Below are 14,743 nucleotides of genomic sequence, written 5' to 3'. Positions count from 1 at the left end.
TCAAATCTTTGTCTGCGCAGATGTTTAGCCATGTTACCCCTGAGAACTCAAGGCCAAGTTGCGCCCCCCTGTCTTCAACACTGCCTGTTGCAATCAATCAACGCAGGCGCTGCATTCGATCCCGGATCAGAGCCTTCAGGACCTGCATGACCTGTGTGGCACGCTGGTCCACGCGATGGTGCAACAGCACAAGACGCCGGAACGCGGCCGCTTTCTCCAGCCGTGCCGTCTCATTTGCCAGATAGTAACGCACCGCCTCTTCGACCTCATCTGCCGTGCCGCAAGTGACCACCTGCCCCATAAAGATCTCTTCGCCCTTGAAATTATCCGAAATCACCAGCGCCCCGGCCATACCTGCATCCATGATCCGATTTGACACAAAACCGCGGGCTGCCATATCGGGCCAATGATCATTTAGCACAATGCGCGAGGCCCGATAATAAGCCGCCAGCCTGTCGTTGGGCACATGGGTGCCGCGCAGATACTGTGGCGGGATCAGCCCATCCCATTCGGCACCATAGACCGCCACCGGCAGGTCGCGCGCGACACAGGCCTGCGGCATCCAACGCGTCGTCTTGCGCGAATTCCCCACAAAAAGCAGGTCATGACGCGGCGCATCCTGCAGATCCACCTGCGGGTGAAACAGATCCGGGTCAGCGCATTGCAACATCGCCGAGGCCTGCATCCCGAGGGCCGCAATCACTTGCTCAGCCTCGGGATAGGCACTGACAAAGACATGATCAAAGCCGCGCATCTCTTCCAGTGAAACCCGTGAAGGATGGCTGATATGCCACATCAGATTGACATGTCTGGGATCCGGCACATAGGGGGTCACCCCACGAAACACCAGCGTCGCATCATCCTCCGGGTGGTGGTTATACCAGTCCGGCAAAATATCGACACGTGTGCGACAGCCCAGTCTTTCCAGGGCCCGCGCCAGGCTATTGGCAAGGTGTAAATCCCCCCAGCGATGTTTGAACTCGGGCCGGGGAGCCGGAACTTTCAACGCGATCTGCATCGCCTCCTGCCCCCAGTAAAGACGCTCATTGCGGTGCCTGAGCTGCACCACGCGCGCCGCTGGTGGCGGGGGGGGCAGAACGGGAGCAGTCACGCTGGCAACAGGTGCCGGGTCTTTGCCCGCCAGGTTTCTGGCTGGCAGGTCTTTGATGCGTGCACAGGCCACATAGTCAAGATGCAGCGGAGCCTTCTGCGCCGTCGCTTGCAACATAAAATCCCAGCCTGCCCCAGCCTTGAGATCAGCTGCAAAGCGCAAGCCACCATCACTCAAGCTGCGCCGGTGCACAAAGGTCGCTAGGTCAATGAAGTCACCTGCCAGCAGGTCTTCCCGGGCGTATGCCCCTCCCTTGAGCGCCCCATTCGCCTGCACCAGATCACTATAAAGACATGTCGCCTCAGGATGCTCTGCCACGGCCTTGACCACTTCGCTCAGATATCCCGGCGCCCAAAGCACATCCTGCTCCAAATAGGCGATGATCTCTCCCTGGGCGCAGTCCAGTGCTGCATTGCGTGCCGTCGCCGCATTGCCCTCACTCAAGGCCAGTAACCGCAACTGTCCGACAGCGATTTCGGTCGCGAACCGCGCCGTGACCTGCGCCAAGGTCGCATCCACTCCGGACACATCGACCAATACAACCTCCAGCGGGGCATGGCTTTGCATCAAAGCTGACGCGAGCGTCTCAACCAGAGCATTGGCAGACTGCGCCTGCTCCGCAGCGCTGACTACGGGTCCCGTTACAGGACAAATCACCGAGACCGAAGGGAACGGCCCTCCCGCCTCAGCTGCCGCCTGTGCGGCGGGGCGGTAACTGCGTGGCTGTTGCTCTGCCTGCTCAAACGGGACATCTACCGACAGCATGTCAAAACGCAGCCCCGCCAGCTGTGGCAATTGCCCCAACAGGCGCTCAATGGCATGGGACAGGGTCCCGCAAATCTGCCCAGCCTCCGCCGGAAAGTCGCGAAATGTCAGCTCCAGGTCCAGCAGCGGTTTCAACAGCTGGCTGCGACAGAAAAAGAAAGACCCTGCCGGAAAATCCGGACAGACCGCAGGCAGATCCGGCCCCCCCATGCGCGCCAGAAGATGGGCGCAAAGATCGCGGACCTTGCCATAATTTGGCGCGCGGCGCAGCAAGGGCCAATATCCCGGGGCCAGCATACCCAGCTCACAGTCGGTCGCAAAAAGATCCAGAATCTGCGCTGCCACCGCTTGTGAGCCCAAAAGCGTATGCCCCAGAAAATCAAACCAGCCTTCGTGATAACTCCCGTGTGGCGACTTTTTACTATGCAGATGCAGGAACAGATCCGACTGACGAATTTCATCCCGAAAGGTCACCAACCAAGGTGCCACATCCCGGCCCCGGTTCTCGACCTGGCGCAAAACCACCCGGCGGGCCCGCGGCACTCCGCGTGATAAGCGATGCTGCAGACCCACGACATCTGCCCCGTCGCAGACCGAAACCAGCAAGTCAAAGTCACAAGGCAGGCGTTGCAACAGCAGAATGCAGCGCTCAATCATATCCGGGTAGAACAAATGCAGATGCACCGCCAGACGCTGTGGCCAGCCCTTTTTCTGAACAACCTCTTGAGCAGAATTCAGCTGCAGACTGTGGCGAATGGGACCATATTCTGCCCGTCCAAAGCGGCGCCCCTCAGCAACATGCCTTGTCCGATCCAGAAAGAAAGGCATCGCCCGGCGGCCCTCCGGCAGCCCAACCTCCAGATAATGCAGAAAGGGGTTGATCCCCATGGCTGCAACCTCGGGATTGGCCGCCAGATAGCCCAATGTGTCGAACCAGCGATTTGGCGACAGGCCCAGACGCCAACCATGGATCAGAAAATGTGTCGCCGCATCCTGATCCTGCGCCAGCATCTCTGCTGGTAAAACCTCTTCTCCGGGTCGGGCCTGTGCGGCACAGGCCGCCACTGTGGCCCGGTAGAAAGGCGCATCAAAATACTGACGCGCCAGCGCCTCCAGCTCTGGTGTGATTTGCGCTCCGGCGGCGCCCAAGGTGCTTCCCCCCTGCAGGGTCATGCGGCCTCCCCGCCGCAGATCGGCAGTCCAGGTTTGAACAGCCCAGGTTCAGCCAACCTGTTCTTGCACCCAGGCCCAGGTCCCGGCGATCCCTTCATCAATGGAAACCGTTTTTTGCCAACCCAGCTCGGTCTGCGCCCGGGTCACATCAAGCACCACGCGTGGTACGTCGAAATTACGCCCGGGCTTGTAGATCGGCTGCACATCGCCCCCCACAGTCTTGCAGATCTTTTCGACCACCTCGGCAACCGAAGCCCCTTCGCCACTGCCGGCATTGAAACTGCCGCTACCACCCGCGACCAGCGCCCGGTGGCACAGTTCCGCCAGATCGCCCACATGGATGAAATCGCGCACCACGCTGCCATCGCCCCAGACCTCGATCTGCTCCTTGCGAGCCAGCCGCCACAGATGGGTGCCGATCAGCCCCTGGATGCCGGTATGGCCCTGGCGTGGCCCATAGGGATTGGAGGCCCGCAGCGCCACATATTGCAGCCCGTGCAGCTTGTGTTCCATGAACAGGTAGTTCTCGATCGCCACCTTGACGATCCCGTAAGAGCTGATCGGGTTCAGCGGGTGATCCTCGCGCACGGGATCGGTTTGTGGCACGCCGTAAACGGTCCCCCCCGAAGACAGATAGACCATCTTGCGCACCTCGGTCGAGCGCATGACCTCCAGCAAGCGGACCATGGCAACCAGATTGCCGGTGATATCCGCTGCCGGATCCAGATTGGAGGTGGCAGGCACCGTGGTACTGGCCAGATGCACCACCGCATCAACCCCGGCCAGCGCCTCATAGATCTGCGCCGTATCGGCCAGATCGCACATCACATATTCAACACTGGGCAGAGGCGCTCGGAACATCTCGGGGCGACGATCCAACACTCGAACCTCATCCCCCTTGGCCAGCAGCGTATCCACCACATGCGAGCCGATAAAGCCGCAGCCGCCAATGACGAGAGTTTTCAAATATCCATTCCTTTTCCAGCCGACCTGCGTGCTCAATATGCCTGCAGGGAAATCGAGCATCCAAGATGTCGCTTCCCATTTACCTTCGCAACTCAGCGAAGTCTATTGATTGTGTCCCCAGGGCTTGCCCACAGGAGAGGCAAAGAGGCAGATTGCAAAACAATCTGCCAGACTTGCGATGTCCCGCCATTGGTGTAACAAGCACTCAAATTGGTACGTGATCTCAAAATTAGAGAGGCGCATGAACCCGCCAGAGGGCTAAGCGCAAAAGGGAGCCAGCGAAGCTTGATGAAGAAAATTATTTTGCATTGCGGCATGCCCAAGACCGGTTCATCAGCCCTGCAGGTTCAGCTGGCCCAAAGCCGTGAAACCCTTCTGAAACATGGCTTCGACTACCTCCCGATGGGAGATTTCAAGCAGGCCCGACAGGGGCGCATCACCTCTGGCAATGGCGCAGGGTTGGCGCGTGCCTATCTCAACCCTGAACACCCCGCCAGCCTGGCATCGCGCCGCGGCGAGCTGACGCAGAAATTCTGTGACATGATTACCGCTGGCGACCAGCACGTCATCCTGTCCAGTGAATTCTTCTCTGCCGCCCCCCGCGCTTTGTTGGGGCAGCTGGCAACGGAGCTGTCCGATTTTGGCGAAGTGCATCTGGTTTTCTTTGTGCGCGAACAGCTCAATGCCCTGGCTTCGACCTACATCCAGCAGGTAAAACGGCACCTGCTCTGCCAATACCCGGATGAATTCTTCGCCAAATGGGACGGCTACAAGATCCCGATGATGTATCACAGCTACTTCACGCAGCTGGCGAAACAGGCTCCGGATGCGCAGATCATCGCCAAGCCCTACGAGCTGTCACAAAGCCATTCCGCCGGTCTGATGGGGCTGTTTCTCGACATGATCGGCGCCAAGGTGCCCGCCGCGGCCATGCCCACCGACAGCCGCATCAATCTCAGCCCCAACCCACAAGAGATCCGGCTGATGATCGAGGTCAACAAGCACCGCCCCCGGATGCAGTTTTCCGATATGCTGGTGGAGAGCAGCCATGCCGCGGGCCGCGCAAACATCCATGCCCAGCACGCCATTCTGCCCCCGGAATTTGCCGATGAAGTCAGCACTTTCTTTCGCACCGAAAACGAGGCCTTTTTTCGCGACTTTGCGCAATCGGAAAACATCTACCTCAATGCCTGGACAGACGATGATTTCATCGACCTGCGAAAGGTGACATTTGACGCTACCAGCGTCATTGACATCCTGTCGGGCCTGCTGGTCAATCTGGATCAGCGACTGGCGAAACTCGAAAACACCGCCTAGACACCATGGATCAAGACGCAATGACTGCCACGCCCATCAAAGAACTCACCATCGTTCTGGCCTCCCAGAGGTCGGGATCGACCGTTCTGTGTCAGGATGTCACCGCCGTCGGCGGTCTGGGCGTTCCGAATGAATATTTCCTCAAGATCATCGGCAAGAACAAACCGCAGGATCCGTCGGAACAGCATGTGCTGGAGGCCATCGCCCAGGGGCAGGATCCCGCGCGCCCCGAGGCGGCCGCCATCAAGATGATGATCAGCCAGGCGCCGACCGTTGCCTCCTACATCGATGGCGGCGACCCACGCCCCCCCACCCAGGCCACCCAGCGCGTGATCGACTGGGCGCGGGCGCGTTTCGAACGGGTCGCCATCATCGCCCTGGTGCGCGACAACAGCCTGGATCAGGCCATTTCCAAGGCGGTGGCGGGTGCCTCGCGGACCTGGCATCTGGACAGCGCGGCCGAAAAGACCGGAAAACCGGCACAAGACTTCGACCACAGCTCGGATCGGTTCCAGATGGAAATCCTGAAGGCCCTGCCCCAGTTCATCGGCCAGAAGAAGATCATCCGGAAAATCGTGCGCCAGAATGCCGATATCGCCCATCTGCTGCACTATGGCGATATTTCTGCCCACCCCGAGGAAACCGCCCAAGCCATCGCCACACATGCCCGCGCTCTGGGTCTGTCTCCGCAAGGCATGTCCAGCAATCGCACCCTGAGAAAACTGGTGGACAGCGAACGTTCGGCGCAGATCAAGACCTGCTTCAAAGCCTTCATGGAACGCCACAGCGGCGGCCAGATCTGAGCCGGGTGCAGACCGAAGCTGGCGGCCCGGCCTGGTCCGGCCGCTCCCATCGGTCTGCCGGCATCAGTTCCCTGGCATCAGACAGCTACCGGAAACTTTGAAAAAATGCGCGTAGCATGCCATCGATATCATCTGTGTCGTGACATGTAATTCCATGCCCTTCGAGAAGGGCGCGCATTGGCCTGGTATCGATGCTCGACAGATCATTGAGGTAGCTTTCCACTGCGGCCACATCCGTCTTTCGGGCAGGTGCATCGAATGTGATCGCGAAGTTTTCCTTCAGGTAGGCTATTTCCCCGGCAATCTTTGGCTTTACAAGTTTTTGAAAAATGCCCTTGTCGAGCTTGTCAGCATCATCCCCCACCGGGTACGCCTCCGAAAGTGCCGTCATGACCGAACGCCGGGCGGCGACCTTCTGGCGTGAGCCCAGCGTTTCCAGCGGCAGCTGATTGAGCCGGAATATCAGTTTCGCCGCGCTTGCCGACAGGGCCTCATTCTCACGCTGGCTTTTCACGTTGGTCAAACCGGCAATACTTGCAAACCCCAAGGTCGAATCTCCATGGGCTTCCATTACCTTGGCGAAGTCCACGACTTTGATGTCTTCCTTGCTCAGCAGGTCTGCGAAGGTGGACAATACCCGCCTGTAGCTCAGATCAATCGGGTGCACCGTCTTCGCCCCCTGTTTGATCCCCTGCTGAAAAACGGAAGGGATGAACCCGCCCGGGCTTCTAACGAAGCAAATTACTTTTACCTTCAGCCCGTAGCCATGGAAAAAATTCAGCAGTTCCTCTCGCTCATCCCCCTCCAGGCGGCTGATGCCTTCCCCTGAGATGACAAGCCTTTCCCGACTCTCATCGGAACAGTCCCGCGTCAAATCCTCCAGAAACGCGCGGCGTTTCTTTTCAATCTGGGCCGGGGTCAGGCCGATCCTCTTCCAGATGTGATAATTGTCCCGGTCCTTCGAAAAAATCGTTATGATCGGGATGGAGTGATTTATGTTCGTGAAGCGCGCGTATCTGGTTCTCCCATCGTCGTAATCGCGGAGACTCGATTGAATCGAGGTGGTTCCCGTTTTATGCATACCGATATGCAAAAGAACTTCTTTCATGATCCCTCCCGGGAATTCGGTGAATAGGGGCAGATATTGCCAGTTCCTGGGCTCAAACGCCCCAATCCCTCACATGAGGCGCGCAGGTCTTTTCAGACCCGGCATCAGGATCCGCCCTCTTCACTTTTGATCTCTCTGTTATACCAATTGATGATCGTCTTGTTCAGCTGCGTCCGGTTTCCGTCCACCAATGGAATCTTGTTCAGCTTCTTCAGAAGCTTCATCAGCACCTGATCCTGCTGGCGGTTGCGACGCTCGACCTGGGCCATCTCATCCAGACCCACACCAAGAACCTGAAGAATGTTCTCCAGGCAATCGGGTCCGTATTCGATGACGTTCACGTCAAAGAATTCCGACCAGGCCTGCTGCTTCTTCAGTCCCTTGTCCTGCACATTTCCTTGTTCTTCGGGGATAGACCGTGCCTGTCCGGTCTTGACCAGGTGTTCCATCATCGAGCGGCGCCACTCTTTTGCGTCCCGGTAGACGAAAATCGGCACGACGTCATGGCCTGCAAAAAAATCCTTCACAAACCGCACGGCATCCCCGGACAGCGACGAAAAGGCCTCGCTCGACAACAGAACCGCTTCTTCCTCCGTGTCCTGCAGGTATGTTTTCAACTTCCCCCAGATTTCATCGCGGTCAATCTGCGCCTTCGGGGCAAACTCGGGCCATTGCGGCAGCAGCGAAAACGGCAGCTGGTGCTGCGCAATCCCCTTTTCAGGGTGCAGCAAGGCAATGCGGGGGTAATCTATGCCATGTTTCAAAAGCACATCCCTGTTCGCCATCATCATGCTTTGGAATGTCGTCGTGCCCGTTCGCGAATCCCCGATGTGCAGAAATATTTTCATAATCATCCTTCTTTCTTTTGCTCGGAACCTCACCTTAGGGCAGGTTTATTCTTTCCAGCTGCGCGCGCCGACCGCATCATAGAGTTCTGCATATCTGTCGACCATCCGATCAAGGCGGAAATCCACGTCGAACCGCTGGCGGGCATTCTGTGACAGGCGCGCACGTTCTGCCGGGTCCAGCAGGCGGTGCAGCGCCGCAACTAGGGCTGCCATGTCGATACCCTCGCCCTCCAAGGGCACCAGAATACCAGCGGCCTCCTCTCCGGTGCCGACGATACTGGCGATCTCGCCGATGGTGCTGGCCACCAGGGGCAGCCCCTTGGCCATCATCTCGATCAGCACCAGCGGCAGGCTCTCGCCGACGAAATAGCTGGGCAGCAGCCCCACATCGGCAATCGCCAGATAGTCCTGCAGGTTGGAGACCTGCCCCATCAGATGCACATGGTCGGGCGCCATCTCACGGATCTCATCAGCACTTGGCCCCTCTCCGATCAGCATCAGATCCACCGTCTGGCCCTCGGCGTTCAGCAGCTTGGTCAGCTCCACCGCCTCCATCCAGCCCTTGGAGGGGATCGCCCGCGACGCCAGGCACATGACCAGCGCCTCTGGGCGCAGCCCCAGAGCAGCGCGGTCCAGCTGCTGGCCAATCGGCTCTTCGGCCATGCCGTTTGGAATGCGCGACAACCGGGCAGGACGATCATAGGTGTCATAGACCGCCAGGTTCTTGTCGGCGGTATAGACCCAGGCATCGGCCCGCTCGATCATCCGCTGCATCCGGTCGGGGAAACTGCGGTCGATACCGGGGTGTTTCAGCAGGGTTTCATGGCAGCCATGCATAGAAATCACCCAGGGGATATGCGCCGGCAGGGCCTCACGGGCGTTATCCACCAGGGCATCCGCCCACCAGATGCTCGAGTGAATGACATCAATGTCATAGCGCGTCACAATTTCAGCCAAGTCAAAGCCGGGCTCATTGGCGTGATAGAGCGCCACCTCGGAGTTCAGCTTGGACACCACCGCCGTATGGGTCGGCTGCGAATGGGCATTGACCAGCACCACACGCCCGCCCCGGCGATGCCATTCATTGGCCAGCGAAATCGCAAACATCTGTCCGCCGCCGGGGCTGAGGTCCGGCGCAATCACCGCCAAGGCTGGCAGGGCTTTGGCCGGAGCCGCCAGCTCTGGCAGCGCCGAACGATCGGGTACATTAAAGCGGTTGATATCCTGTTCCAGGAATTGACTGATCTGCGCCTGTGCCGCCTCATTTTGGTGGTAGGTCCCACCAATATAGCCACGCACATCGGCCAGCTCATTGAAATAGCGCAGGGAGCCTTCCAGCTTATGGGTGACCGTGCTGCCATGGCGACGGTGATAATTCAGCGGCGCAGCGCAAAAGCCAACCAGCCCCCCCTTCATTGCCCGGATATAGAAGAACCAGTCGCCACACAGGCGCATGCCCGTCACCATCTCGACAAAGGCCGGATCCGGATCAAAGCGGCGCATCAGCACCGCGCTGGCATTGGGAATGGTATTGGCGATCCCGAGACCTTCGTTGGCCTCTTCATGATCGGTAGAAATGAAATCTCCGTTCCAGCGCCCAGGGTTGATGCGGTCGAGATAGATCGACGGATAGTCACCAATCACCGTACCATCCGCCTGCACCGGCACCGACATACAAGAGGCCAGCCGGATATTGCGGTCATCAAAAAGCGGCAGCAGGGTGGTCAGCAGAGTGTCTTCACACCAGTCATCCGCCTCGGCCAGCCAGACGATGTCAGCCTCGGCCATCTCCATGCCCCGCAGCCACTGGGCAAAGGGCGAGCCGGAGTTGTCCTCGTTCAGCACCACCCGGGTTCCGGCCCGGGTCTTGCCAAAGCTCTCCAGCAGCGCAGGGGAGCCGTCGGTTGAGGCATCATCCAGCAGGATCAGTTCGAAATCCTGGAACTGCTGGGCCGTGATGCTCTCCAGCCGCTGCGGCAGATAGTCTTCGTAATTGTAGTTGGGCAGCACCACGCTGACCTCCGGAGCCAATCCGGCAACCTGGCGCAGGTAATGCAACAGCATCGGCCCCACCGCATTGATGGTATGCGTATTGGCGACCTGATCACGCCCCAGCTGCCCATCCCGGGCCCGCGCGGCCGCGTCGCGGCCATAGCGCAGTATCGCCTCCCCCATGGCCTCAATATCCATAAAGGGGACAGCCACTCCACTGCCGTGCTGGACAAAATCAGCAATCCCGCCAGCATCCTGGAAACAGACCAGCGGCGCCCCGGCCTGGGCCGCATAAAGCGCCACCAAGGGGAAAGGATCCTCCTGTGAACTGAGCAAGAAGATATCGGCCCCGGCCAGCTTTGCCGCCACCTCCGGCTCATAGCCGGTAAAGCGGACCCGGTCGGCGATACCAGCCTCTTGAACCTGCTGGATGCAGGCTTCTTCGTCGGGACCTCCGCCCAGCCAGATGAACTCCGCATCCAGCCCAGCGGCCAGAACCTGCTGCGCCGTCTCGATGAACTTATCCGGAGACTTGCGCCAGTGTAAGACGCCACAGCCCATGACCAGGATACGGTCCTCCGGCACATCAAAGACAGCCCGCGCCGCCGCACGACGGGCAGAGCCATCCTCGGCCGGCAAGGCCTCAATGAAACTATAAGCCGACGTCAACCGCGCCGCATCAAACCCAAAATCGCCTTTCAGCGCGGCAAAAACACCCGGTCCGCCACTAATCACATGATTGGCGCGATCACGCACCAGGCCCACTTCCTCCGGGTAGCGCTCCAGAATCTGCGGCAATTCGTGAATGAAAGCCACGCTAGGGGTCTCTGCCTGCCAGTATTTGTAGAAGCTGCCGCTGGCGATGGAATTGACAAAAATGGCCTGAACATCGTCTCCAGCCCAGTCTGCCAGTGCCGCAGCCCGATCTTCTTCGGCATGGTCCGACAGCACAAAGACCGGCCCAATATTCTCAAACTCATAGCGAAAATGGCCACCGTTGACCGCAACAATTGCCACTTCAAACCGGGTCGAGGCCTGTAGCCAATCGGCAAACAACCGCAGCACAGTCTGCGCGCCGCCCAGTTGGGTGTCATGTGTGACCAGCAAAATCCGACCGCGCCGCCCCTCGGCCCGTAACCCATCAACAGTCTCCTGCTCTAGGGCAGCATCCGGCACCACATTTACCCCGCCTAGCTCCAGATAAAGCGGCGCCCGATCCTGGCCCTCATCCTTGGCGACATATCCCGCATGAGGCAACAGCCCCTCACGCCAGCCGGCGTCAAGATAATGCTGCAGTGGCTCAGTTGGCAGAGTAACAGCATCCAGATAGCTCTCCTGGTACCAGACGGCATCAAAGCGCGGATGTGGGCTACAGCCGGTGCTCCACCCCGTTTGTAAATAATGTCGCCAAGGGTCCAGCGCCTCTGCTAGATCATATTCCTGCCGGTACCAGCTGCTATCAAACAGCGGATGCGGGTTGCGCCCCTCACGCCAACCCGCCTGCAGATAATGGCTCAGCGGCTCGATGCCAGCCTCAGCAACATCCCGGTATGTGTCCAGATACCAGGCAGTATCAAACAGCGGGTGCAGGCTGCGCCCCTCACGCCAGCCTGTCTGCAAGTAATGCCACCAAGGATCCACATCTGCGGCCAGCAGATCCGGGTTCTGCTGCAAGTACCACACTGGATTAAAGAGCCAATGCGGGCTCCGTAACTCGCGCCACCCCTTGGTGAGATAATGCCGGACCGGTTCCTCTCTCTGATCCGAGAGCTCGGAACAATGCTGCAGATACCAGTCCACATCAAACAATGGATGCGGATTACGCCCCTCGCGCCAGCCAAACAGGCTGTAATGCTTAAGCGCTCCCCCCGCAAACTCGGCAACGTCAGGATTTTCTGAGAGATACCAATCAGGAGACAGCAGCGCGTCGATAGAAGGCATGAGGTTCATTTCTCTGTTCGTTACCAATCTCCGACCAAAACCTTGGTCGTGCAATGTGTCTTTATCAATTCCAGTGGCCTCAACAACCACCCCTACCTGCGCAGCATGGTCACGAGACGGCGTAACGGTCCGGTAATCTTCCAAGATGTACTGTTCGCATAGGCCTCCGCCATCTGCTCCAACTCCCCAATCCGGTGATGCAGATGGCCAATCACTTCAGCCTGCTCCTCACGCTCAGAGACACTCCGATCGCGATCCGCAATGAGGTGTTGACGTTCCTCATTACGATGCTGTTCAAGGGCCCTGGCCTCGGCCAATGCCGCCGTCAGTTTTTGTAGTTGCGCGTCCAATTCAGCACTGCGGGCATCGGCATGGCGACGTTGGGAGGTCAAGACATCCTTGAGCTTTACATCAAACTCTTCCTGCAGTTTTAGCCGCATCAGCCGGACACTCTTGCGGCTTTGATCCCGTTCGGCTTTGATTCCCTTCTGTTCGGCCCGCTGCGCCTCCAGTTGAGCCTGCAGAACCTTGACCTGAGCAGCATTTTCGGTGTTGGCACGTCCCATATCCTCGGCTTCCTGGCTACGCTGCTCTAGGGTGCTGCGTATCTGCCAGCGCTCTTGCTCGACGCTCTCCAGCGTCTCCTGAAGCTCTTGCAATTGCTGCGCGCGCTCGTGCAGAGAGCAATTACTCTCTTCCAGGCGCGCCGACAGCTGGGCGGTTTCCTGTTGTTTTTTCTCAGCCACCTGTCGCAGAGCTGCCGCTTCTTCCTGCTGCGCTCCCAAATCGATGCGCAGGGTCGTGACCTGCTCTACAGTCTGGTCCAACTGCGCGCTCAGAGCAGCCAGCTCAGCCCCGCGGCTCTCTGCTGCGGTTTTTTGCGCCTGCAGTTCGGCGTCCCCCTGCGTGATCCTGGCCTGCATCGCATTGATTAAATCACCAAACATCGGCGCGCTGACTTCAAATTCCTCACGGATCTGATCCAACAGCGCATAATCCGCCTCAAGCTCCCCGTGATCCGCCCAACGCTCCAGGGTCTCAAACGCGCTCCGCACCCATTTGGAAATCAGCGGGCTGTCAGCCAGTGCTTCGGTGCTGGTAACCCTATGACGTAGATCGTTGCTCAAAAAGCCGTCGATCTCGGCCCCAACACTGCTGGAAAAGCGCGGAAAATGGAGCTGTACACGGCTCTGAATTTTACTCACCACCCCGGCCCAACCGGCCAGCACGCGATCATAACTGGTAAAGCATCGTACAGTTCCACGTGACTCCGCTTCGGCATCCAACACATGGCGCAACCACAACAAGAGCCCAGCGGCCAATGGCCAGCCTTCACGCTCCTGCAGAGACCCTGCAACTTCCAACGGGTTGCGATGCGTCAACACATAAACAGGCTGGATCCCCTGCTGTTGGAACAGGCGCTTCCAAAATGGCATCAAACGACAGATGCGTGGATCTTTCAGTACAAACAGCCGCGACTTGTCATATTCCTCGGACAGAACCTCGGCTCCCCGATCCAGAAACTCGTCCAGCTTGGGGGATTTAATCCAGTCTGGATTAAAGGCCTGCCAATCATCCCAGCGTGATCCCCCGGACGCCAGGATCGCATCATTCATGTTGTACACCTTCAGGGATTCATAAAACCCCTTTGGATTGAATGCATTGGCCGGCATGATCGCAGCAGGCAAATCACACCCAAGCCGAGCCAGAACACCGGCCAGCGCTGAGGTGCCAGATCGGTGCATGCCAAGAACAACGATGGCATGCTGAGGTTTAGCTGCTTTTTTTTTCTTAGACATTTCAGTTCTTTGCCTTCGCTGATTTCGTCTGTCTGAGCATTTCACCCAAGGCCTTCTTGGCAGATTTCCTAAAGGGGGGCCGTAAAAAAGGCCGGGGCGGCCTGGCCTGTCTCTGCATGCTGCAAAAAGCCACGCGCGGTATCCAGCGCCTCGCGGATGGTAACATCCATATCCAGATAGCGATAGGTGCCCAGCCGCCCAACAAAGCTGACGCCGGGGGTGGCTTCGGCCAGCTCGATATATTGCGCCAACAGCGATTTTTCCTCGACCATGCGGATCGGGTAATAGGGGATGTCGTCCGGCCCGGCTTCGCGGCTGAATTCCCGGTAACAGACCGATCCGTCATGGCTTTCCCAGGGCGAAAAATGCTTGTGTTCGGTGATGCGCGTAAACGGCACATCAACCTCACCGTAGTTCATCACCGCACAGCCCTGATAATCGCCATCATAGGTAAAGCGTTCGAAATCCAGGGTGCGATAGCCCAGCCGCCCCAGATCATAGCCGAAATAGCCATCCAGCGGGCCGGAATAGAACACATGGTCATAATCGGCGGCCTGGGATTGATCGAAAACAGTGTCTAACTTGACCGTTATGCCTGGATGATCCAGGATTTTCTCGATCATCGCGGTATAGCCATGCTCGGGCATGCCCTGGAATTTGTGAAAGAAGTAATTGTCGTCATAGTTAAAGCGCACCGGCAGGCGTTTCAGGATCGACGCGGGCAGTTCGCTGGGGTGGCAGCCCCATTGCTTCATCGTGTAGCCTTTGAAAAACGCCTCGTAGAGATCCTTGCCGACAAAGCGCATCGCCTGTTCTTCAAAGGTCTGCGGGTCGTCAATAGAGGTATCGGCCTGTTCGTTGGTGATGAAATCGCGCGCCTCGTCGGGGCGCATGGTTTTGTCAAAGAACTGGTTGATGGT

General features: G+C 58.4%; 9 protein-coding genes. 2 read left to right on the top strand and 7 right to left on the bottom strand.

All coding sequences use genetic code 11. From position 1 onward, the window contains the following. Nucleotides 1-97 precede the first annotated feature (97 nt). Nucleotides 98-3,049, bottom strand: a complete 2,952-nt coding sequence (locus QZ268_RS14595) for a rhamnan synthesis F family protein (RefSeq protein ID WP_295454096.1) — start codon at nt 3,047-3,049, stop codon at nt 98-100. A 48-nt stretch (nt 3,050-3,097) separates the two neighbouring features. Further along, nucleotides 3,098-4,015, bottom strand: a complete 918-nt coding sequence (locus QZ268_RS14590; RefSeq protein WP_295454093.1) for an NAD-dependent epimerase/dehydratase family protein — start codon at nt 4,013-4,015, stop codon at nt 3,098-3,100. A gap of 288 nt (nt 4,016-4,303) precedes the next feature. On the opposite strand from QZ268_RS14590, the gene QZ268_RS14585 reads away from it, so the two are divergent. Beyond that, nucleotides 4,304-5,332 (top strand): hypothetical protein, encoded by a 1,029-nt coding sequence (locus QZ268_RS14585; protein ID WP_295454090.1) that lies wholly within the window; start codon nt 4,304-4,306, stop codon nt 5,330-5,332. Between the two features lie 20 nt (nt 5,333-5,352). Then, nucleotides 5,353-6,135 (top strand): Stf0 family sulfotransferase, encoded by a 783-nt coding sequence (locus tag QZ268_RS14580; RefSeq protein WP_295454086.1) that lies wholly within the window; start codon nt 5,353-5,355, stop codon nt 6,133-6,135. Between the two features lie 85 nt (nt 6,136-6,220). On the opposite strand, the gene QZ268_RS14575 is transcribed toward QZ268_RS14580, so the two are convergent. The 5 genes from QZ268_RS14575 to QZ268_RS14555 all read right to left on the bottom strand — a co-directional run. Next, nucleotides 6,221-7,243 (bottom strand): hypothetical protein, encoded by a 1,023-nt coding sequence (locus QZ268_RS14575; RefSeq protein WP_295454082.1) that lies wholly within the window; start codon nt 7,241-7,243, stop codon nt 6,221-6,223. Nucleotides 7,244-7,347: 104 nt separating this feature from the next. Then, nucleotides 7,348-8,091, bottom strand: coding sequence for a hypothetical protein (locus QZ268_RS14570; RefSeq protein ID WP_295454079.1), 744 nt, complete (start codon nt 8,089-8,091; stop codon nt 7,348-7,350). 45 nt (nt 8,092-8,136) lie between these two features. After that, nucleotides 8,137-12,024, bottom strand: coding sequence for a glycosyltransferase (locus tag QZ268_RS14565; RefSeq protein WP_295454076.1), 3,888 nt, complete (start codon nt 12,022-12,024; stop codon nt 8,137-8,139). A gap of 92 nt (nt 12,025-12,116) precedes the next feature. Then, entirely contained in the window at nt 12,117-13,868 is a 1,752-nt protein-coding gene (locus QZ268_RS14560; RefSeq protein ID WP_295454073.1) for a sulfotransferase family protein, read from the bottom strand. 23 nt (nt 13,869-13,891) lie between these two features. Further along, on the bottom strand, nt 13,892-14,743 hold an 852-nt coding region (locus tag QZ268_RS14555), incomplete at its 5' end, for a UDP-galactopyranose mutase (RefSeq protein WP_295454071.1).

Origin of the sequence: uncultured Pseudophaeobacter sp. (genome assembly GCA_905479575.1) — a bacterium.
Taxonomy (GTDB): domain Bacteria; phylum Pseudomonadota; class Alphaproteobacteria; order Rhodobacterales; family Rhodobacteraceae; genus Pseudophaeobacter.
This window is presented reverse-complemented; position numbering and strand designations above follow the sequence as displayed.